The sequence below is a fragment of the Pseudorhodoferax aquiterrae genome, assembly GCF_014652235.1.
Lineage (GTDB): Bacteria > Pseudomonadota > Gammaproteobacteria > Burkholderiales > Burkholderiaceae_C > Pseudorhodoferax > Pseudorhodoferax aquiterrae.
Window position 1 is genome coordinate 35,136 of record NZ_BMYK01000017.1, and the last position, 20,526, is coordinate 55,661.

The window sequence follows — 20,526 nt, forward strand, 5'->3', positions numbered from 1 at the left end:
GCTAAAGTGAATCCATTCTTAACTTGTGTTCAACACCATGGGCCACGGCATCCAGCCCGCCGACCTGGGCTTTTTCTCCACCCTGGCCGGCGCGGCCAGCCTCAGCGCGGCGGCGCGCGAGCTCGGCGTGACGCTGCCGGCCGTCAGCAAGCGGCTGGCGCAGATGGAGGCACGCCTGGGCGTGCTGCTCGTGAACCGCTCCACGCGCCGCATGGGCCTCACGCCCGAGGGCGAGCTCACCCTGGAGCATGCGCGGCGCATCCTCGCGGACATCGACGGCCTGGGCGAACTGCTGGGCCTGTCCAAGGCCACGCCGCAGGGCCTGCTGCGCGTCAACGCCACGCTGGGCTTCGGCCGCAGCCATGTGGCGCCACTGGTCTCGCGCTTCGTGCGCAGGAACCCGCAGGTGCAGGTGCAACTGCAGCTGTCGGTCAGCCCGCCGGCGCCGACCGAGGACCTGTACGACGTTTGCGTGCGCTTCGGCGCGCCGCCGGACAGCCGCGTCGTCGCGCGCAACCTGGGCGCCAACCGCCGCCTGCTGTGCGCCGCGCCGGCCTACCTGGCGCGCCACGGCATGCCCAGGGTGCCGCACGACCTCACGGCGCACAACTGCATCGGCATCCGCCAGGGCGAGGAGGCCTACGGCGTGTGGCGCCTCACGCCCGCCAAGGGCAAGGGCCGCGGCGCCCGGCCCGAGGCGGTGAAGACGCGCGGCAGCCTGACCACCAACGACGGCGAGATCGCGGTGAAGTGGGCACTGGACGGCCATGGCATCGTGATGCGCGCCGAATGGGACGTGCAGCACCACCTGCGCAGCGGCCGCCTCGTGCAGGTGCTGCCGCAGTACGCCACGCCCGACGCCGACATCTACGCCGTCTACCCGCAGCGCCACCAGACCTCGGCCCGGGTGCGCAGCTTCGTCGACTTTCTCGCGCAGGCCTTCACGCAGCAGGGCCCAGGGGCCTGAGTCTCAGATCCACGCCAACCAGAGGTTGATGCTCAGGAAGGACAGCGTCATCGTGGCCAGCAGCGCGGCCGCGCAGACCCCTTCGAGCTGGTACTTCTGCGCCAGCACGGCATAGACGCTCATCATGGGCACGCAGGCGTAGACCAGCGCGGCCTTGGCCAACTCGGTGTCGACGGGAGGCAGCAGGGTCACCGCCAGCAGCACCATGAGCGGGTGCAGCACCAGCTTGCCCAACGTGATGGCGGCCACGTCGGCCAGCATGCCGCCGGGCTTCAGGCCCACCAGCGCGCCGCCGATCGCGAACAGCGCCAGCGGGCTCGCGCTGCCCGCGACGATGTTGATGGTCTGGTGCAGCACGGCCGGCACGGGCAGATCCAGCGCCGAGACCGTGATGCCCACCGCGATGGCCACGACCAGCGGGTTGCGCACCATGGCATGGGCCAGGCCAGCGAGGCGGCGCAGCACGCTGCCCGAGCCGCCGCCGCTGTCGGCCACCGACAGCGCAAGCGGGATCATGAGCAGGTTCTCCACCAGCATCACGAGCGCCAGCGCCACGCCGGCCGCCGGCCCCAGCAGCTGCGAGGCGATCGGGTAACCGAAGAATGCGCTGTTGGAGCCCGACATGCCCATGCCCATGATCGCAGCCTTGGTCACGCCTTCGCGCCGCACGCGGCGTGCCCACACGAAGCCCAGCGCCAGCGCGGCGAGCGAGCCGGCCGCGTAGGCCGCCAGGAAGCGCGGGCTCAGCACCTCGCCCAGCGGCCGGCTGGCCAGCGCGCGCAGCAGCAGCGCCGGCAGCGCGATCAGCGTGGCGAAGCGGCCTAGCACGCGCACCTGCGTCGCGTCGAACACGCGCAGGCGCACGCACAGGAAGCCGGCCAGGATCAGCAGGTAGATCGGACCCGTGGCCGCGAGCACATTGCCGACAGCGGTCATCTGGTAGGGAAAGGGGCGGCGCACATCATCGTGAACAGGCGGGATTCTGACCGGTGAGGGCACCACGCAAGTCGTGTGCCGATTCCGGGCCCGCTGGCTTCAACGCCGCGCCACGATCAGCGCCATCTGCAAGCGCGGGAAGGCATCGCGCGAGAGGCGCTCGGTCATCTGCCGGATGGCGCGGGCGCGCGGGTTCATGCGCGCCAGGCCTGCAATAGGGGCACATGCAGGGCGAGGAAGGCCGCCGCATTGAGCACCACCGTGCCCCAGAACGCCAGCCGGAACGCGGCCTTGCTCGTTTTGTGGCGATACCGCTGCTGCGCCAGGATCGCGCCTGGCCAGCCGCCGGCCAGGCCCAGCAGCAGCAACGCGCGCTCGGAGGTGCGCCCGCCGCCCGCGGTGGCGGCCGACTTGTCGCGGGCATAGGCCAGGAAGCACACGGCGCTTGCCGCCAGGTACAGGCCAGCGACCCAGGCAGGCACATGCCACAGCAGGGCCACGGCCGCGTAGACCAGGACGAAGACCGGAATGGCCAGCGCGCTCGCCATGCTCCAAGGGGCGGGCCTGTCGCGGCGGCGCGGGGCGTGGACGCGCATCAGGGCTGGCGCGCCTGCAGCATGGCCGCCATCTTCTGGTGCACCAGATTGATGGCCTTGAGCGGGCGGATGAAGACCTTGAACTCGGTGATCCGGCCGTCGGCGTCCCATTGGAAGCTGTCGATGCCATTGACGGCGATGCCGTCGATCTCCACCTGGAACTCCAGCACCGCGGACGACGGGCCCGTGGTCTCGCGCACGTAACGGAAGCTCTCGTTGAAGAAGACGTGGAAGGCGGCCGCCAGGTACTGGCTCGTCACCGGTTTGCCGACCTGCGGCGTGTGCACGACGGGCGAGTGGAATACGACCCCGTCGGCCAGCAGGTCGGCGAGGCCCCGGGTGTCGCGTGTGGAGACGAGGTGGTGCCAGGTGGCGAGCGTGGCGATGGCCATGGGATGTCCGTTTCAGGGGTGTGCGGGCATGAACGATAGCCGACACCGACCCTAGCGGACGGCGCCGTGGATCAGGCGCTGCACCGCGAACACCGGGCCCAGCTGGTCCTTGCGGTAGTAGTTGCCCATGAAGACCACGTAGACCAGCTCTGCGCCCGGCACCACCACCAGCCGCTGCCCGCCCAGCCCGATGCCCAGCGTGACCGAGGGCGCCCCGTCGGCACCGCGCGCCAGGTACCAGTGGTAGCCGTACTGCACGCCTTCGAAGGCAGCGGTGCGCGGGGTCAGCGAAGCCGCGATCCACTCGGCCGGCACCACGCTGCGGCCCTGCCAGCGGCCCTGGTCCAGCACCAGCTGGCCCACGCGCGCGAGGTCGGGCGCGCGCATGCGCAGGCCCGAGGCTGCGGCGGCCTCGCCGTTCAGGCCGGGCGTCCATTCCACGTCCTCGATGCCCAGCGGCGCGAACAGCCTGGCGCGCGCGTACTCCAGCAGCGGCATGCCCGTGCCGCGCGCGATCAGGTGGCCCAGCAGGGCGGTGGCGCCGCCGCTGTAGCGCCAGGCCGCGCCCGGCGCGCCGACGATGGGCCGCGACAGCACGTAGTGGTAGCGGTCGGCGCTGCGCTCCATCGCGATCTCGCTGTTGGCCGGATCGGTGTAGGGCAGGTCCTCGTTCCAGGCCAGTCCCATGGTCATGGACAGCACATGGGCGATGGTGATGGCGCGGCGCGCCGGCTCGGCGGCCAGGTCGGCGTAGTTGGGAAAGGCGTCCAGCACGGGCTGGTCCGGCGTGGGCACCTTGCCCTCGGCCAGCGCGAGGCCGTAGAGCAGGCCCACGATGCTCTTGCTGACCGAGCGCAGGTCGTGCCGTGTGCGGCCGTCGAAGGCCACGCGGCCCAGCGGCTGGCCCCAGCGCTCGTCGGGGCCGGTGTAGTAGCGCTCCAGCACGATGGCGCCGCGCTGCACCACCACCACCGCGTGCAGATCGGCGAACTGGCCGCTGCGCACACCTTCGTCGAGCTGGGTGCCGAGACCGGCGGCGAAGCTGGCATCGGCGCGTGGCCAGGCGAAGGGGTCCACGACCGGGGCGGCGATGGCGGGCGCGCAGGCCAGGGCGGCGGCGGCCTGCAGCAGCGTGCGGCGGCCGCACGCGGGCGGGTTCGCGGAGTGCATGGCGTGTTCTCTGGAGGGTGGGTGTCGGGGCACTGTAGCGTTGCCTGGCGGCGGCACCTGTATGCGGGCGTTACGGAGCCAGCCGACGAAAGCCCGCCGCAGCGACCGGCTATTGCAGGCCCGATGCCGGCGCGGCGCATGATGCGGCGCGTCGCACCGACCGGAACACACCATGGAAAGCCTGCAGGCCTTGTTCACCAGCCCCGCCGCCTGGGCCGCGCTCGCGGCGCTGGTCGTGATGGAAGTCGTGCTGGGCATCGACAACCTGATCTTCATCTCCATCCTGTCGAACAAGCTGCCCGAGAACCAGCGCGCGCGGGCGCGGCGCCTGGGCATCGGCCTGGCGCTCGTCATGCGGCTCGGCCTCCTGTCCATGATCGCCTGGCTCGTGGGCCTGACGGCGCCGGTGTTCGACCTGGGCTGGCAGGGCGACGTCGGCCCGAGCGGACTGCCCAGCTTCGAGACCGAGTTCTCGTGGAAGGACATGATCCTGATCGCCGGCGGCCTGTTCCTGATCTGGAAGGCCACCAAGGAGATCCACCATGCCGTGGACCCGGTGCCCACGGGCAGCGTGTTCGAGAAGGGCAAGCAGACGGCGGCGCTGTCGTTCTCCTCGGTGATCGTGCAGATCATCCTGCTCGACCTGGTGTTTTCGATCGACTCCATCCTGACGGCCGTGGGCATGACCGACAACCTCGCGGTCATGGTCATCGCCGTGCTGGTCGCCGTGACGGTGATGCTGCTGGCGGCCGAGCCGCTGGCCAACTTCATCCACAAGAACCCCACGGTGGTGATGCTGGCCCTGGGTTTCCTGCTCATGATCGGCGCCGTGCTGATCGCCGAGGGTTTCGGCGTGCACGTGCCCAAGGGCTACATCTACGCCGCCATGGCGTTCTCCACGCTGGTGGAGGTGCTCAACATGTTCTCGCGCCGCGCGAAGCAGCGCAGCGCGGGGGCCTGAGATTCAGTCCGGCTGGATGTTCGCCGCCTTCACGACCTTGGCCCACTTGGCCAGGTCCGACTTGATCAGCGCCGCATAGTCCTGCGGCGTGCCGCCCTGGACCTCGATGCCGGCGGCTTCGAGCTTGCTGCGCACGTCCGGCAGCTTGAGGGCCGCGTTGATCTCGGCGTTGAGCTTGTCGACGATGGCCTTGGGCGTGCCGGCTGGCGCCAGAAAGCCGCCGTTGGTGTTCGCGTCGTAGCCCTTGAGGCCTTGTTCGTCGGCGGTGGGCACGTCCGGCAGCGCCGCCGTGCGCTTGAGCGTGGAGACCGCCACCGCGCGCACGTTGCCGCCCTTCACCTGCGGCCCGATGGCGCTGATGGTGTCGATGTACAGCGCCGTGCGCCCGCCCAGCAGGTCCGGGTGCGCGGCCGACGAGCCCTTGTAGGGCACCAGCAGCATGTCGATGCCGGCGGCCATGCGGAACATCTCGGCCGCCATCTCCTGCGCGCTGCCGCGGCCCGAGGTGGCGACCTTGGCCTGGTCCGGATGCGCCTTCATCCAGGCCACGAGTTCGGGCAGGGTCTTGGCCGGGATCTGCGGGTAGATCGCGAACACCAGCGGCACCACGTGGGTGTAGACGATGGGCTCGAAGCTCTTCTCGGGGTCCCAGCCCAGGTTCCTGAACAGGAACTTGTTGATGTTGTGGCTGCCGCCCACGATGCCGATGGTGTAGCCGTCGGCCGGCGACTTGGCCAGCACGTCGGTGCCCAGGTTGTTGGAGGCGCCGGGCCGGTTGTCCACGATCACGGGCTGGCCCATCGAGGTGGTGAGCTTGTCGCCGACCACGCGCGCGATCAGGTCGATGGCGCCGCCAGGCGGGGCCGGCACGATGATCTTGATCGGCCGCGTCGGGTACGCCTGGGCGGACGCCAGTGTGGGCGCCAGGGCCAGCACCGCGCCGGCGGCCAGGGTCTTGAGCAGGGTTTTGCGCTGCATGGTCTGTCTCCTCGGGGGGGTTGTCGGTCAGCCGCGGCCGACGAAGGGCATGGCGCTGGCCATCACGGTCATGTTCAGCACGTTGGCCGAAAGCGGCAGCGCGGCGATGTGGCGCACCGCATCGGCCACGTGCTTCGCGTCCATCATGGGTTCGGGCGCGGTCTGTCCGTTGGCCTGCAGCACGCCGCGCGTCATGCGCTCGGACAAATCGGTCAGCGCGTTGCCGATGTCGATCTGGCTGGCCACGATGTTGAAGGCGCGGCCGTCCAGCGCGAGCGACTTGGTGATACCGCTCACGGCATGCTTGCTGGCGGTGTAGGGCGCCGTGAAGGGCCGCGGCACGTGGGCCGAGATCGAGCCGTTGTTGATGATGCGGCCGCCCTGCGGCGATTGCCGGCGCATGAGGCCGAAGGCGGCGCGCGCGCACAGGAACACGCCCGTCACGTTGGTGTCGAGCACGGCGAACCACTTGTCCAGCGGCAGCTCGTCCATGGGCACGGCGGGCGCGTTCACGCCGGCGTTGTTGAAGACCACGTCGAGCCGGCCGTAGGTCTTCTCGATGGTGGCGAACAGGGCCTCGACGCTGGCCGGGACTGTCACGTCGGTGGGCACGGCCAGTGCGGTCTGGCCGCGGGTCGCGGCCTGGTCCACGAGGGTGTGCAGGGGCTCGGCGCGGCGGCCGGCCAGCACGACGGTGAAGCCGTCTTCGAGCAGGCCCAGCGCGGCCGCGCGGCCGATGCCGCTGCCGGCACCGGTGACGAGGGCGATGCGGGGGGAGGCATTGTGGTTCATGGCGGTTCGAGGGAATGTGGCCCGGCCGTCAATCGATGGTGATGTTGCGGCTGCGGATGATTTGGGCGTAGCGCGCGCGGTCGTCCGTGATGAGCTTGGCGAACTCGGCCGGCGTCGTGGCGCGCGGCACGCCACCCAGGGCCACGAAGCGGGCCTTGACGGCTTCGTCGGCCAACACGGCGCGCACGTCGGCGGCGATCTTGTCCTGCACGTCCTGCGGAGTGCCGGCGGGCGCCAGCAGGCCGATCCAGGAGATCGCGTTGAAGCCCGGCAGCGTCTTCTCGGCCAGCGTGGGCACGTCCGGGAACGCGGGCACGCGCTTGTCGCCCGTGACGGCCAGTGCGCGCAGCTTGCCGGCCTTGATGTGGCCCGAGGCCTCGAGCACGGTCATGAACGACAGCTGCACATGGCCGGCGAGCAGGTCGGCGATGGCCGGGCCGCCGCCACGGTAGGGCACGTGCAGGATGAAGGCACCCGTCCGGTCCTTGAACATCTCGGCCGCCAGGTGCGGCGCGCCGCCCGCGCCCGAGCTGCTGTAGCTCAGCTGCCCGGGCTGGGCCTTGGCCAGTGCGACGAACTCGGCCGCGGTCTTGGCCGGCACGGCGGGGTTGACCATCATGGCCAGGGGCAGTTCGGCCACGAGCGAGACCGGCGCGAAGGCCTTGTCCGCGTCGTAGGGCATCTTGGGGTACAGCAGCGGGTTGATGGCCTGCGTGCCGATGTTGCCCAGCAGCAGCGTGTAGCCGTCGGGCTTGGACTTGGCGACGAAGTCCGCACCGATCTGGCCGGCCGCGCCGCCCTTGTTCTCCACGATGACGGGCTGGCCCCAGCGGCGGCCCAGTTGCTCGGCGATCACGCGGCCGCCGGTGTCGGTGCCGCCGCCGGGCGGGAAGGGCACGACCAGCGTGACGGGCTTGTTGGGGAAGCCCTGCGCGAACGCGGGGGCGGCACAGGCCAGGGCCAGGGCGACAAGAAAGTGGCGTTTGGTGCTCATGGTTTGTCTCCGGAAGGGAAAGGGGTCAGGTCGTGAGGCTCATCGCGGGGCGCTGGCCGGCCAGGGCCTGGTCGACGGCGTCGAGCACCATCTGCGCCATGGCCGTGCGCGTCTCCCAGGTGGCGCTGGCGCGGTGCGCCTGCAGCGTGGCCTGCTCGTGCGTGCGCAGCGCCTGCGGCACGCGCGGCTCGTCGACGAACACGTCCAGGCCGGCGCCGGCGATGCGGCCGGCCACCAGGGCCTCGGTCAGGTCGGCTTCGTTGACGAGGCGGCCGCGCGCCACGTTGACGAGGAAGCCGCGCGGGCCCAGCGCGTCGAGCACGGCGGCGTTGACGATGCCCTCGGCCTGGTCGGCCGCTGCGCACAGCACCAACGCGTCGGACGCGCGTGCCAGGTCCACCAGATTGGGCACGAAGTCGTAAGGCACGTCGCCCATGGCGCGCAGGTCGGTGTAGCTGATGGGGCAGCCGAAGGCAGCGGCGCGCACCGCCACGGCACGGCCGACGCGGCCCAGGCCGACGATGCCCACGCGCATGCCCGAGAAGCGGCGCGCCAGCGGGATGGCGCCGGGCGAGGGGTTGGTCTCCCAGAGGCCGGCGCGCACGAAGCGGTCGCCCGCGCAGAGGTTGCGGCAAGCCGCGATCAACAGGCCGATGGCCAGGTCCGCCACGTCCTCGGTCAGCGCGCCCAGCGTGGCCGTCACCGGCAGGCCGCGGGCGCGGCAGTAGGCCAGGTCCACGGCATCGGTGCCGACGCCGTTGACGGCCACCACCTGGAGGTTCGGCATCTGCTCCAGCAGCGCGCGCGAGATGCCGGTGTGGCCGCCCGTGGTCACGGCCTGGATGCTGGCGCCATGCTCGCGCATCCAGCCGGCCGGGTCCTTGAATTCGTAGTAGCGGTGCACCTCGTAGCGCGTCGCCAGCGCCTCGTTGATGGCCGGGATCAGGATAGGGTTCAGTTGGAGGACGCGCGGTTTCATGGGCTGTCGGTGCGGGGTGGCGGAAGTTGGCGCATCCTAGTTTTATATTGATCCACATGTAAATATTGATGTATAAAATCAATATATAAGCAGCACAACAACCCAGACCATGGCCTCCTGGATCTCGATGGACGAAGCCTGCCGCCAGCTCGGCGTGCGCGCGCAGACCGTGTACGCCTACGTGAGCCGCGGCAAGCTGGAGGTCATGCCCGACCCGGCCGACACGCGGCGCAGCCTGTACCGCGCCGAGCATGTGGCGGCCCTGGCCAAGCGCAAGCAGGCCGGCCGCAAGCACGAGACGCTGGCCACCAACACCTTGTTCGGTGCCGAGCCCAGCATTCCCACGGCGCTGACGGCCTTCTTCAAGGGGCGGCCGCACTACCGCGGGCGCGACGCGGTGGCGCTGGCCGAATCGGCCACGCTGGAAGAGGCCGCACAGTGGATGTGGGAGGCCGAGCAGCCGGTGGACTTCGCTTCGGTCGGGGGCAAGCCCGCCGGCCCGGCCGGCCGCGCTGCCGCGTTCACGGCACTGGCACAGCTGGCCGCCTCGGGTCACTCCACGCGCGGGCGCCTCACGCGCGTGCTGCACCAGGAAGGGCAGGGCCTCGTGGGCCTGGTGGCCGATGCCTTCGGCGCCGCGCCGGGCAAGGGGCCGTTGCATGAGCGCCTGGCGCGCGGCTGGAAGCAGCCGCCGGCCGTGGCCGGGCTGCTGCGCACGGCCCTGGTGCTGCTGCTGGACCACGAGCTCACAAGCTCGGCCTTCGCGGCGCGCATCGCTTCGTCCAACGGCGCCTCGCTGCCGGCCTGTTTGCTCGCCGGGCTCACCACGCTGTCAGGCCCGCTGCACGGCGACGCCTCGGGCCGCGTGCGTGCGCTGTTCGCCGAGGTCGAGCGCCTGGGCGAGGAGCAGGTGCTGGCGCACTACCTGTCGACGGGCCAGCCCTTCGCAGGCTTCGGCCACTTCCTGTACCCGGACGGCGACCCGCGCGCGGCGGCCCTGCTGGCGCGCTTCGAGGCGCCGCCCGTGATCGCGCGCTTCATCGAACGCGTGACTGCGCTGACGGGCCTGCGGCCCAATGTGGACGTGGCGCTGGCCGCGCTGGTCGCGCACCACGGCCTGCCGCCCGATGCCGCCTTCGGCATCATGGCCACGGCGCGCAGCGTGGGGCTGCTGGCGCACAGCATCGAACAGCTGGGCGTGACGCAGGTGATCCGTCCGCGCGGGCGTTATGTGGGCGCCCTACCGGCGTGAATTTCAGTGGTAGTCGTCCTCGCGCTGGTGGCGGATGGCCGAGACGAGCACGAGGCTGTCGCTCTCGATGTGGAACAGGGCCACATACCCCGTGGCACCGAAGGGGATGACCAGTTCCCGCTCCAGCGGATCCTCCCAGGCCATGCGACAGGTGAACGGGTTGCGCTGGAGAATGCGGAACTCTTCCTGGATGGCGTCCATGGCCCTGTCGGGCAGGTCGACATCGCCGTGCTGCAGTGCCTGGTCGATCAGAAAGTCTTCGAGGCGCTGCAAATCCGCCAGCGCTTCAGCCGTCAGACGGACGATGTAACGCACGGCAGCTTGCGGTGGTAACTCAGGTTTTTCGCAGGGCCGCAATGCGTGCGTTCAGCCGCTCGCGCATGGCGGAAAGCGCGTCTTCCGCAGCGTACAGCTCGCCCGTCTTGCGGGCCTTGGCCAACGACGCACGGCCGCGCGCGATGAACGCCTGTTGGGCCTGGCGCCGACGTGCCGCGTCCAGCGTGGCTTTCTCGACGAACTGCGTGAGGGATTCGCCCTCGTGCAGCACGCGTTCAATCTCCTCGCGCACCGCAGGCGTGACCCGCACAGGGGGAAGTTGAGCGGTTTTCATGGGCTGATCGTATAGCAGTTGCTATGCGTGCGCCCGTTCAGGACCCGCGTGACGCAGCATCAGCCCCCGACGTTGCATTCCCGCCGCAGCAGCGCCAGCGCGTCCGCCGTGGCATGCACCTGGTCGCTGCGCAGCACGGGCTCGGCTTCGGCGATGAAGGCATTCCACAGCTGCAGGTAGTCGCCGCGCAGATCTGCGGGCGCATGCTCGGCGATGAACCGGCGCGGCAGGTCGGCATCGAGCCCCGACTTCTGGATCTTCTTGACCAGGGCCAGCGCGGTCTTCTCGCTGATCAGCGTGGCGTGCCTGCCGCCCGTGGCGATGCGCAGGAACAGCGTCAGCAGCGCGCTGTCGTCGCCGTGGCCCTCGGTGGCCTTGTCCCACACGGCGCTGGTGCTGCGGGCGTGGTGCTCGATCTCGGCCAGCGGGTCCTCGGACCAGAAGTAGCGGCCCAGAAAGGCCGGCGTCTGGTCGAACAGCCTGCGCACGCCGACCGAGGCGTCGAGGATCCGGGGCAGGTCCTGCACGATGGAGTCCAGCACGGACCGAACGACCGCAGCATAGGGGGCCGGCAGGTCGCTGGGCGGGCCCAGGGGCACCTGGGCCGGCGCCGCGTACTTCTTGCGCAGGCCCTGCACCATCTTCTCGAAGGCGGGCCAGTCCGGCATGGCATTGCGCCGGCAGGCGCGCACGAGCAGGGCGGTGCGCAGCACGGCCTCGGCATCCTTGCCGGCGTCTTCCAGGTCGTCGGCGTCCAGCCCGAACTGCGCGGCCATCCAGACGGCGGCCTCCACCAGCGTCGCGGCATGGCTGCGCGCGGCACGCTCGGCCTGGACCTCGGTCAGGCTGCGCAGCGACCACTTGGCCAGCAAGGGGATGTGCTTGTCCTCGAAGACGCGCTCTTCCTGCATGCCGAAGTGGCTGCTCTGCGGCATCACGATCAGCGCCTTGAGCATGTCCGAGCCGCCCTTGGAGCGCGACAGCAGGCTGTGGTCGCGCAGGGACTGGGCCGCGCGGTCCAGGTCGCCGTCGCAGGAATCCTCCAGGTACAGGCTCACGAGGTTGACCAGGCGCGTGCGCGCCAGTTCCAGGTCGGGCCGCAGGTATTCCGTGCCGAAGTAGCGCGCGATCTGCACCATGCCCTTGGGCGCCTCCTGGCACATCGCGGCCAGCTTCTCGGGCACGAGGATGCCGTGGCGCACGCCATGCTGCAGCGCCCTCTCGAAGAAGGGGCGCTCGTCGAACAGCGCGATGGCTTGGGCAGCCTGTTCCATCAGATCGCGGACTCTTCGTCGTCCTCGCGCGCGGCGGGGGTGCTGCGGCCGCGGTCGGTGTCCTTGGTTTCCACGCGCGCGTCCTCGTCGCCGGCCTCTTCCTCGTCCTCGGTGCCCAGGTGGTGGGCGCGCGCCTGGGCGCGCAGCACCAGCAGCATCTCGGTGAACAGGTCGGGGCACTCGTAGCGCATCAGCCAGGCCAGTTCCATCCAGTCCTGGTCGGCCACTTCCTCGCGCTCGACGCGCGGGCTGGCGTAGGCCGATCCCAGCAGCGCCTGCTCGGACAGCATCTCGCCGTCTTCCTCCACGGTGTCGAAGGTGCCGGTGCGCGCGAAGGCTTCGATGCGGGCCCACTTCTCGGCGAAGTAGTTGGCCATGGCCTCGCTGCCGCCTTCCAGGTCGCCCACGGCGGTCAGGAAGGCGACGGGGTCGGCGTCCTCGCGGAAGACGATGGAGTTCACCATGCCGCGCAGGTGCGTGTGCGTGAGGTCCTTGTAGCGCTTCTCGATGACGATGGCGCGCGCGAACTGCTCGGGCGTGACCAGCAGGTTCACGACCGATTCGCGCGAGGGGTCGTACTCGCGCATGATGGCCAGCACGTCCTTGGGCGCGAGCTCGTCCAGCACCACCATCAACGCGCGGTCGCCCTCGGCGTCGGCCAGCTCGGTGAGGGCCGATTCGGCGCCGGCGATGTCGCCTGCGGCGATCAGGCTCTGGGTTTTCTCGATCAGGGCGAGGTGGTTGCTCATGTCACTCCTTGCGGTCGAAGCCTTGCTCGGCCATCCAGTCGGCGCGCGCGTCTTCGCGGGTCTGGGCGTCGGCATCGTCCAGGTCGTCGGCCGAGAGGGGCTGGCGTTCTTCGTCGTCGCGGTCGTCGTCGTGCTCGGCATCCACGTCGTCCGCGTCGTCGCCCTGGTCCGCGCCACCGGCGGCCTGCCGGGTGCTCCCCACCATGTATTCCAGCGCGGCGGCCACGCTGAGGAAGTTGTCGCCGGCCGGGTGCTTGCGCAGCTGCTGCACCGTGGCCTGCGCCCAGGGGGCGATCACGATGTTCTGCTGCAGGCTGTCCCAGGCGGTCAGGTTGCCGGCTTCGCAGGCCAGCAGGCGCTCCATGGCCGGGCCGGAGCGGAACTGGAAGGCCTTGTGCAGCACCACGGCCACCATCTCGGGGCTCAGCTCGAGCATGGCGACCAGGAAGCCGATTTCCTTGCGCCGTTCGGCCAGCCGCCGGTCCAGCACATTGGCGCCCTCGGAGTCCTGGCGCATGTCGTCGAGTTCGGCCAGGTAGGCGGTGCGCAGGTTGCGGAAGAAAGGAGAAACGTGCATCGGGGCTAAATGAGCTTCTGGAAATACTCTGCCCAGATCCCACGCGCCGTTTCCAGCGGGTCGTCGAGCAGGTTGCGCTTGCGGTTGTTGTCGTAGGCCTCGCGCCTGGCCTCGTCGCCCAGCACCTCGTAGGCCTCCTGGACGGCGCGGAACCGCGCGGCGGCATCGGGTGCGGTGCTGCGGTCCGGGTGGTGCAGGGCGGCCTGGTGGCGGTAGGCCTTCTTGATGTCCGCCAGGCTCGCGCCAGGGCTGACACCCAGGGCGAGATAGTGGTCTTGCATGCGGTGGCTGGTTGCGGTCCGCCGAGGGCTGCGAACGGCAAAAGGCGGCAATTGTAGAAGGGCGCGCGGCATGCCGTGGCGCGCAGCGCCGCAGCAGGCCCGGGGCCAGTGGGGCGGTTGCGCAGATCTGCTGACACTTCAACAATCGTTGTATAGTCGATGTATGGACGAAACCGATGCCGTGCAATCCCTCGCAGCCCTGGCCCATGGCATGCGCTTGCGCGTGTTCCGCGCCCTGGTGGTGGCGGGCGCCGATGGCCTGGTGCCGGGCGCACTGGCCGGGCAGTTGCAGGTGGCGCCCAACGCACTGTCGTTCCACCTCAAGGAGCTGAGCCACGCCGGCCTGGTGACGCAGGAGCGCCAGGGCCGCAACCTGGTCTACCGCGCTTCGTTCGAGACCATGAACGGCTTGCTGGCCTACCTCACCGACAACTGCTGCGAGGGGGCGGCCTGCGCCGTCACCGAAGCGGCGCCTTGCCGCTGCTGAGCAACCAAGCACCGACCACGCCATGACCACCCCTCCTGCCCTGAACGTGCTGTTCATCTGCACCGGCAACTCGGCCCGCTCCATCCTGGCCGAAGCCATGCTCAACCAGCTCGGCCGCGGGCACTTCCGCGCCTTCTCGGCCGGCAGCCAGCCCAGGGGCCGCGTGCATCCGCTGGCGCTGCAGACGCTGCGCCACCTGCATTTCGACGACACCGGCTTGTCCAGCAAGAGCTGGGGCGTGTTCGCCGAGCCCGATGCGCCGCGCATGGACTTCGTGATCACGGTCTGCGACCAGGCCGCCGGTGAGGTCTGTCCGGTGTGGCCAGGCCAACCGATCACGGCGCACTGGGGTGTGGCCGATCCGGCTGCGGTGGAAGGCTCGGACGATGCGAAGCGGCATGCCTTCTTGGACATGGCCGTCACGCTCAAGCGACGCACCGAGTTCCTGCTGGCGCTGCCGCTGGCCAAGCTGGAGACGCTGGCCATCCAGCGCGAAGTGCGCGACATCGGAAAACGTTGAGATGACGACGAACATCCTGATCCTGTGCACCCACAACTCCGCGCGCAGCGTGCTGGCCGAAGGCATGCTCAACCACTGGGCGCGGCAGCTGGGTGCCGACCTGCGCGCCCACAGCGCCGGCAGCGCCCCCAGCGGGCGCATCAACCCGCTGGCCACCGAGGTGCTGCAGGCCGCGGGCATCGACACCGCCGGCCACCGCAGCAAGAGCTGGGACGAATTCACCGGCGATGCCGCGCCGCGCATGCGCGTGGTGATCACCGTGTGCGACAGCGCGGCCAACGAGACCTGTCCGTACTGGCCTGGGTCGCCGGTGCAGGTCCACTGGGGCTACCCGGATCCGTCGAACGCCGGCAGCAACGCCGACGAGAAGCGCGCCGCCTTCGAGGCCACGCGCCGGGCCATCGGTGAACGCATGCGCGCACTGGCGCAGCTGCCGTTCGACACGCTGGACGACGCGCAGCTGCGCGCCGCGCTGCAACGCCTCTGAACCTTCTTCGGCCGGCCTGCCGTGGCGCCGCCACGGCGGCCGTCCTGCGCCACGTCATCTTCTTCGCCACGCACCATGCCCGCTGCCATCCTCATCTTCCTGTTCACGCTGGTGCTCGTCATCTGGCAGCCGCGCGGGCTGGGCATCGGCTGGAGCGCCTCGCTCGGCGCCGTGCTCGCGCTGCTGTTCGGCGTGGTGCAGCTGGCCGACATCCCGGTGGTCTGGCGGATCGTCTGGAACGCCACCGCCACCTTCGTGGCCGTGATCGTCATCAGCCTGCTGCTGGACGAGGCCGGCTTCTTCGAATGGGCCGCACTGCACGTGGCGCGCTGGGGTGGCGGGCGCGGCACGCGGCTGTTCGCCTTCATCGTGTTGCTGGGCGCGGCCGTGGCGGCGCTGTTCGCCAACGATGGCGCGGCGCTGATCCTCACGCCCATCGTGATGGCCATGCTGGTGGCGCTGGGCTTCTCGCCGGCCGCCCAACATCGTCTCGGCCGACTTCTTCCGTCTGGGCTTCACGCAGTACGCGGCCGTGATGGTGCCGGTCGACATCGCCGCCGTGCTGGCCAGCCTGCTGGTGCTGCTGCTGTACTTCCGGCGCAGCATTCCGGCCAGCTACGACATGGCGCAGCTGAAAGCGCCAGCCGCCGCGATCCGCGATGCGGCCACCTTCCGCGCCGGCTGGGTGGTGCTGGTGCTGCTGCTGGTGGGCTTCTTCGGTCTGGAGCCGCTGGGCGTGCCGGTCAGCGCGGTGGCGGCGGGGGGCGCGGTGCTGCTGCTGGCGGTGGCGGGCAGGGGCCGTGTCATCAGCACGCGCCGTGTGCTGCACGGTGCGCCCTGGCAGATCGTGGTGTTCTCGCTGGGCATGTACCTGGTGGTCTACGGCCTGCGCAACGCCGGGCTGACGGACCGCATCGCCACGCTGCTGGACTGGTTCGCGCAGGGCGGCGTCTGGGGCGCGGCGCTGGGTACGGGCGTGCTCACGGCGCTGCTGTCCTCGGTCATGAACAACATGCCCACGGTGCTGATCGGCGCGCTGTCCATCGACGCCTCGCAGGCCAGCGGCGTGGTGAAGGAGGCCATGGTCTACGCCAATGTGATCGGCTGCGACCTGGGCCCCAAGATCACGCCCATCGGCAGCCTGGCCACGCTGCTGTGGCTGCACGTGCTGCAGAAGAAGGGCACGACCATCGCCTGGGGCGACTACTTCCGCGTGGGCATCGTGCTGACGCTGCCCGTGCTGCTGGTGACGCTGGCCGCTCTGGCACTGCGCCTCAGCCTGGCCTGAACATCAACAAGGAACCGACCATGAGCACCATCACGATCTACCACAACCCGGCCTGCGGCACCTCGCGCAACGTGCTGGCCCTGATCCGCAACACGGGCGAAGAGCCGCAGGTCATCGAGTACCTCAAGACACCGCCCGACCGCGCGACGCTGCAGCGCCTGATCGCGGCCATGGGCATCACGCCGCGCGAACTGCTGCGCGAGAAGGGCACGCCCTATGCCGAGCTGGGGCTGGACCGACCCGGGTGGACCGACGCGCAGCTGATCGACCACATGCTGCAGCATCCCATCCTGATCAACCGGCCCATCGTCGTGACGCCGCTGGGCACGCGGCTGTGCCGGCCCTCCGAGGCCGTGCTCGACCTGCTGCCGCGCCCGCAGCAGGGCGCGTTCGCCAAGGAAGACGGCGAAGCCGTCGTCGACGCGAAAGGCCAGCGCGTTGCCAAGCCCTGAGCTGCCCCACCTCGACGCGGCGTGCTTCCGCGTGCCGGACCTGCAGCAGCTGCTGCCCGCCACGCGCGCCACGCATCCCCCGCGCATCCTCCTGCTGTACGGCTCGGTGCGCGAGCGCTCCTACAGCCGCCTGCTGACCGAGGAGGCCGCGCGGCTGCTGCAGGCCATGGGCGCCGAGCCGCGCATCTTCGACCCGCGCGGCCTGCCGCAGCCCGACGGCGCGCCCGACGGGCACCCCAAGGTGCAGGAACTGCGCGCGCTGGCGCAGTGGTCCGAAGGCATGGTCTGGTGCTCGCCCGAGCGGCATGGCGCCATGAGCGGCATCCTCAAGTCGCAGATCGACTGGATCCCTCTGTCCAGCGGCGCGGTGCGGCCGACGCAGGGCAAGACGCTGGCCGTGATGCAGGTCTCGGGCGGCTCGCAGTCCTTCAATGCCGTGAACCAGCTGCGTGTGCTGGGCCGCTGGATGCGCATGCTGACCATCCCGAACCAGTCCTCCGTGGCCAAGGCCTTCGCCGAGTTCGAGGACGACGGGCGCATGAAGCCCTCGGCGTACTACGAGCGCGTGGTCGACGTGATGGAGGAACTCGTGAAGTTCACGCTGCTCACGCGCGACTGCGCCGGCGTGCTGGTCGACCGCTACAGCGAGCGGCGCGAGAGTGCCGAGGCGCTGTCGCGGCGCGTGAACCAGCGCAGCATCTGAAGTCGGCCGCTGCGGCCCGGGGCATGGGCCCGTCCCGGTTCAGGCCGCCGCGCCGTCCAGCGTGCGCACGGGCACGCCCATGTCGCGCCACAGCGACGGGTGGCAGGTGAACAGCAGCACCTGGTGGCGCTGGGCAGCATCGAACAGCACGCGCTTCATGTGGCCCAGGCGTTCGCTGTCGCTGTGCACGAGCGCGTCGTCCAGGATCAGGAGCGTGGGCCGGCCGGCCTGCTGCAGCAGGTCGGCGTAGGCGAAGCGGCTGATCAGGCCCAGCTGTTCCCGCGCGCCGAAGCTCAGTGCCTGCACGGCACCGGATTCGGCTGCGCCGGTGCTGCGCGGCCGCGTCAGCAGCGCGGGCGCCAGTTGCTCGTCGATCTGCACGCTGGCGCCGGGCAGCAGCAGCGGCAGGTAGTGCTGCAGGCGCTGCGCCAATGGCGCCTGCAGCCGCGCCAGCGTGGCCTGGCGGCGTGCCTGCAGGCGTTCGCAGAGCAGGTCGAGCGCGGCGGCGCGGCGCTGCAGCTCGTGCTGGCGGCGCAGCGCGCGCTGCAGTTCGCCATCGAGCGCGGCGCGTTGCTCCTCCAGGCCCTGTGCGCCGGCCTGCTGCAGCGCGCTGTGCAGCACGAGGATCTGCTCGTGGCGCTGCTGGTGGCTGGCGCGCAGCTGCTCGATGCTGCGCGCCAGCCGCGCGATGTCCTGGGCCACGATGTCGGGGCGGGCCGACTGCAGGCTGGCCGCCGTCTGGGCCACGCGTGCGTACAGCGCCTGGTGCTCGGCCTGGGCCTGCAGCAGCTGCTGTTGCGCGGCCTCCTGCTGGGTGGCGCGCTCGGGCGCGGCGAGCCGGGCCTGCGCAGCCTGCCATTCGGCGCGCGCGGCATCGCGCCGGCTGCCGGCCGCCGCCTGCAGGGCCTGGGCCTTGGCAAGGGCCTCGCGTGCGATGGCCAGGGCCTGCTGCGCGGACTGGTCGGCAGCCGCAGCCTGTGCCGCGGGCATGACGTCCTGCCGCGCAGTTGGCAGGCGGGCCAGGGCGGCATCGGCCGTGTGGATGCGCGCCTGAACCTGGGTGCAGGCGGTGTGCAGCGCGTCCAGCCCCTGCGGCGCGACGATGGCCAGTGCCTGCTCGGCCAGCTGCACGGCCCCTTGCGCCGCGCTGCAGGCGGCGAGCCGGGCTTCGGCCTCTGCCAGGTCGGCCAGGCCGAGCGCGGCCATGGCCTGCTGCAGCTGGTGGCTGGCCTGCTGGTCGGCACGGGCCAGCGCGGCCAGGTCCTGGCCGCCGGGCGTGATGCGCAACGCGCCGCCGCCGGGCAGGTGCAGCAGCGCGGGGGCGGTCAGCAGCAGCTCGCCCTGGTCCTGCAGCGGCTGCGCGTCGAGTCGCAGGTCCTGGCCGGGCGGCAGTTGCCAGGCCAGCCGCGTGGCCACGGCCTGGTGGCGCAGGGCCGCCTGCTCGCGCGCCTGCACCAGCGTGCGCAGCTGCTGCAGCTGGCGCGGCGTGATGGCCGGCAACGCGGCGGCCTGGGCGCGCTGCTTGGCGAGTTCGGCGTGGGCGGCCTGGGCGCGCTGCAAGGCCTGGCTGGCGCTGGTGGCGTCGGCCTGGGCCTGGGCCAGCTGCTGCTGCAGGCTGTCGCGCAGCGCCTGTTGCTGGGCCGCCTGGGCCTGCTCCTGGGCGGCCTGCGCCTGGGCCTGGGCGGCTGCGGCTGCGGCCTGGGCCTGGCTGGTGGCGGCGTCTGCCGCCTGCGCGGCGGTTTCGGCCTGGTTCAGCGCGGCCTGGCGCCGGGCCAGGTCGTCCTCCTGCTGGCCGAACGCGGCCAGGCGTTGGCCCAGCAGTTCGCGCGTGCGGACCAGGTCGGCCAGGCGCTGGCGGTCTTCGCCGAGCTGGCGCGCGCTGGCGTCGAGCGTGGTCTGCAGCGCGCGCGCCCGGGCCAGGTCGTGCTCCAGCGCCTCCCAGGGTCGCTGGCTGCTGTCGGCCGCGTGCGCGCGGCGCAGCTGGTCGAGCCGGTCGACCTGATCGCGGTACTGCGCGATCTGCGCGTCCAGCGCGGCGATGTCGGCCTGGTGCTGGGCCACGGCGTCGATGGCCTGCTTGTGCTCGCCGGTGGGCTTGCCGGTGCCGGTCAGCAGCTCGGCGCGGTCCTTGCGCAGGCGTTCGAGCAGCGCATCGCCGCCGGTGGCGGCCAGTGCGCTGGCGGCTTCGCCCTGGCCGTGCAAGGCGTCGTGCAGGTGCTCGCGCGCGTGTCGCACGTCCAGTTCCTGGCCGCTGCCTTGTTCCACCCACAGCAGGCCCGGGATGCCCTGGTGCTCGGTCTTGCTCGCGCCCTTGGGGGAGTAGGCATAGCCGAACAGCTGGGCCAGGTGGTCCTCGGCCTCGGCACCTTCGAGCTGGCGCGCGCCGATGGCCAGCACGCAGCGCTTCTTGCCCAGGAAGCTCTTGACCAGGTGGTGCGGCTGGCCGGCGAGTACGAAGTCGATCTCCACGCGTGGCGCGGCGCCGCTGCCTTCGTCCCAGGGCTTGAGGTCGTCGACCATGCTGGACTTGTGGCGCTCGAAGAAGGCGGCGCGGATGGCGCGCACCAGCGTGCTCTTGCCGGCCTCGTTGGGGCCGGCCAGGATGTTCAGGCCGGGTGTGAAGCCGGTGAGTTCGAGCGGGGCGCGGAAGCGGCGCAGCTGCTCGACGCGCAGGCGGGTGATCTGCATGGTCATGTCAATGCGCCTGCAGGAAGGCGGTGGCCGAGCGCAGCTGGGGGCATATCCCGGCCTCTGGTGCCTGCAAATGACACTACGGTGGATCGAGGTGAGGAGGTGGGGGCTTCACCCCCACACCCCGACTTACTTTCTCTTGCTTCGCCAAGAGAAAGTAAGCAAAGAGAAGGCGACCCCGGTGCCCCTGTCCCTCCGCTGCGCTCCGGGCAACCTGCGGTGCTCGCGCCATGGGCTGCATTGCGCAACTCATGCTGTTCACTTCGTTCACTGCATTCGGACAAGCGCAATGAGTCAGTTAACGAAGCGCAAGGTGCCCTTGCGCAGCCCATGGCGCTGCGCTCCTCGGCAGGGGCACAGGGGATTTTTCGATCCGGGCCATCGCTGCGC

General features: G+C 70.7%; 23 protein-coding genes and 1 pseudogene. 9 read left to right on the plus strand and 15 right to left on the minus strand.

Going from position 1 to position 20,526, the window contains the following annotated elements; genetic code table 11:
- Positions 1–37 precede the first annotated feature (37 nt).
- The gene (locus IE209_RS22025) at positions 38–967 is read left to right on the plus strand and encodes a LysR family transcriptional regulator (protein WP_189689143.1); all 930 of its coding nucleotides are present in this window, start codon (positions 38–40) and stop codon (positions 965–967) included.
- 3 nt (positions 968–970) lie between these two features.
- On the opposite strand, the gene IE209_RS22030 is transcribed toward IE209_RS22025, so the two are convergent.
- The 4 genes from IE209_RS22030 to IE209_RS22045 form a co-directional block, all read right to left on the minus strand.
- Positions 971–1,927 (minus strand): AEC family transporter, encoded by a 957-nt coding sequence (locus IE209_RS22030; RefSeq protein ID WP_229882995.1) that lies wholly within the window; start codon positions 1,925–1,927, stop codon positions 971–973.
- A 170-nt stretch (positions 1,928–2,097) separates the two neighbouring features.
- Positions 2,098–2,451: a DUF1294 domain-containing protein gene (locus tag IE209_RS22035; protein ID WP_229882996.1), complete on the minus strand. Its 354-nt coding sequence runs from the start codon at positions 2,449–2,451 to the stop codon at positions 2,098–2,100.
- 47 nt (positions 2,452–2,498) lie between these two features.
- On the minus strand, positions 2,499–2,891 hold the full coding sequence (locus IE209_RS22040; RefSeq protein WP_189689059.1) for a nuclear transport factor 2 family protein: 393 nt from the start codon (positions 2,889–2,891) through the stop codon (positions 2,499–2,501).
- Between the two features lie 51 nt (positions 2,892–2,942).
- Positions 2,943–4,061 carry a serine hydrolase domain-containing protein gene (locus IE209_RS22045; protein WP_189689060.1) on the minus strand — a complete coding sequence of 373 codons (1,119 nt, stop codon included), beginning with the start codon at positions 4,059–4,061 and terminating at the stop codon, positions 2,943–2,945.
- A gap of 172 nt (positions 4,062–4,233) precedes the next feature.
- Between IE209_RS22045 and IE209_RS22050 the strand changes: the two genes are divergently transcribed.
- Positions 4,234–5,022: a TerC family protein gene (locus IE209_RS22050; RefSeq protein ID WP_189689061.1), complete on the plus strand. Its 789-nt coding sequence runs from the start codon at positions 4,234–4,236 to the stop codon at positions 5,020–5,022.
- A 3-nt stretch (positions 5,023–5,025) separates the two neighbouring features.
- Here the strand turns inward: IE209_RS22050 and IE209_RS22055 are convergent, their stop codons facing one another.
- Genes IE209_RS22055 through IE209_RS22070 form a run of 4 tightly spaced genes read right to left on the minus strand, consistent with a single transcriptional unit; the run spans position 5,026 to position 8,765 of the window.
- On the minus strand, positions 5,026–6,000 hold the full coding sequence (locus tag IE209_RS22055; RefSeq protein WP_189689062.1) for a Bug family tripartite tricarboxylate transporter substrate binding protein: 975 nt from the start codon (positions 5,998–6,000) through the stop codon (positions 5,026–5,028).
- 27 nt (positions 6,001–6,027) lie between these two features.
- Positions 6,028–6,792: an SDR family oxidoreductase gene (locus tag IE209_RS22060; protein ID WP_189689063.1), complete on the minus strand. Its 765-nt coding sequence runs from the start codon at positions 6,790–6,792 to the stop codon at positions 6,028–6,030.
- A gap of 28 nt (positions 6,793–6,820) precedes the next feature.
- On the minus strand, positions 6,821–7,786 hold the full coding sequence (locus tag IE209_RS22065) for a Bug family tripartite tricarboxylate transporter substrate binding protein (RefSeq protein WP_189689064.1): 966 nt from the start codon (positions 7,784–7,786) through the stop codon (positions 6,821–6,823).
- Between the two features lie 25 nt (positions 7,787–7,811).
- Positions 7,812–8,765, minus strand: a complete 954-nt coding sequence (locus IE209_RS22070) for a 2-hydroxyacid dehydrogenase (protein WP_189689065.1) — start codon at positions 8,763–8,765, stop codon at positions 7,812–7,814.
- 109 nt (positions 8,766–8,874) lie between these two features.
- On the opposite strand from IE209_RS22070, the gene IE209_RS22075 reads away from it, so the two are divergent.
- On the plus strand, positions 8,875–10,017 hold the full coding sequence (locus tag IE209_RS22075; RefSeq protein ID WP_189689066.1) for a citrate/2-methylcitrate synthase: 1,143 nt from the start codon (positions 8,875–8,877) through the stop codon (positions 10,015–10,017).
- A 3-nt stretch (positions 10,018–10,020) separates the two neighbouring features.
- Here the strand turns inward: IE209_RS22075 and IE209_RS22080 are convergent, their stop codons facing one another.
- Genes IE209_RS22080 through IE209_RS22105 form a run of 6 tightly spaced genes read right to left on the minus strand, consistent with a single transcriptional unit; the run spans position 10,021 to position 13,508 of the window.
- Positions 10,021–10,332 carry a type II toxin-antitoxin system RelE/ParE family toxin gene (locus IE209_RS22080; protein WP_189689067.1) on the minus strand — a complete coding sequence of 104 codons (312 nt, stop codon included), beginning with the start codon at positions 10,330–10,332 and terminating at the stop codon, positions 10,021–10,023.
- Between the two features lie 19 nt (positions 10,333–10,351).
- The gene (locus IE209_RS22085) at positions 10,352–10,627 is read right to left on the minus strand and encodes a YlcI/YnfO family protein (protein WP_189689068.1); all 276 of its coding nucleotides are present in this window, start codon (positions 10,625–10,627) and stop codon (positions 10,352–10,354) included.
- 59 nt (positions 10,628–10,686) lie between these two features.
- Positions 10,687–11,901, minus strand: coding sequence for a hypothetical protein (locus IE209_RS22090; RefSeq protein WP_189689069.1), 1,215 nt, complete (start codon positions 11,899–11,901; stop codon positions 10,687–10,689).
- Positions 11,901–12,650, minus strand: a complete 750-nt coding sequence (locus IE209_RS22095) for a hypothetical protein (protein ID WP_189689070.1) — start codon at positions 12,648–12,650, stop codon at positions 11,901–11,903. Before IE209_RS22095 ends, IE209_RS22090 begins: the two co-directional genes overlap by 1 nt.
- Before the next feature lies 1 nt (position 12,651).
- Positions 12,652–13,227 (minus strand): hypothetical protein, encoded by a 576-nt coding sequence (locus IE209_RS22100; protein WP_189689071.1) that lies wholly within the window; start codon positions 13,225–13,227, stop codon positions 12,652–12,654.
- A 5-nt stretch (positions 13,228–13,232) separates the two neighbouring features.
- Entirely contained in the window at positions 13,233–13,508 is a 276-nt protein-coding gene (locus IE209_RS22105; RefSeq protein ID WP_189689072.1) for a DnaJ domain-containing protein, read from the minus strand.
- Positions 13,509–13,671: 163 nt separating this feature from the next.
- On the opposite strand from IE209_RS22105, the gene IE209_RS22110 reads away from it, so the two are divergent.
- From IE209_RS22110 to arsH, 6 genes and pseudogenes are all read left to right on the plus strand, one after another.
- Positions 13,672–13,995: an ArsR/SmtB family transcription factor gene (locus tag IE209_RS22110; protein ID WP_056665711.1), complete on the plus strand. Its 324-nt coding sequence runs from the start codon at positions 13,672–13,674 to the stop codon at positions 13,993–13,995.
- Positions 13,996–14,017: 22 nt separating this feature from the next.
- Positions 14,018–14,515, plus strand: coding sequence for an arsenate reductase ArsC (locus tag IE209_RS22115; RefSeq protein WP_189689073.1), 498 nt, complete (start codon positions 14,018–14,020; stop codon positions 14,513–14,515).
- Between the two features lies 1 nt (position 14,516).
- Positions 14,517–15,002: an arsenate reductase ArsC gene (locus IE209_RS22120; protein ID WP_189689074.1), complete on the plus strand. Its 486-nt coding sequence runs from the start codon at positions 14,517–14,519 to the stop codon at positions 15,000–15,002.
- Positions 15,003–15,077: 75 nt separating this feature from the next.
- A pseudogene (locus IE209_RS22125) lies at positions 15,078–16,290 on the plus strand (arsenic transporter).
- 20 nt (positions 16,291–16,310) lie between these two features.
- The gene (arsC, locus tag IE209_RS22130; protein WP_189689075.1) at positions 16,311–16,742 is read left to right on the plus strand and encodes an arsenate reductase (glutaredoxin); all 432 of its coding nucleotides are present in this window, start codon (positions 16,311–16,313) and stop codon (positions 16,740–16,742) included.
- Positions 16,729–17,445 carry an arsenical resistance protein ArsH gene (gene arsH, locus IE209_RS22135; RefSeq protein WP_189689076.1) on the plus strand — a complete coding sequence of 239 codons (717 nt, stop codon included), beginning with the start codon at positions 16,729–16,731 and terminating at the stop codon, positions 17,443–17,445. Before arsC ends, arsH begins: the two co-directional genes overlap by 14 nt.
- A 39-nt stretch (positions 17,446–17,484) precedes the next feature.
- On the opposite strand, the gene IE209_RS22140 is transcribed toward arsH, so the two are convergent.
- Positions 17,485–20,139 (minus strand): AAA family ATPase, encoded by a 2,655-nt coding sequence (locus IE209_RS22140; protein WP_189689077.1) that lies wholly within the window; start codon positions 20,137–20,139, stop codon positions 17,485–17,487.
- Between the last annotated feature and the right edge of the window lie 387 nt (positions 20,140–20,526).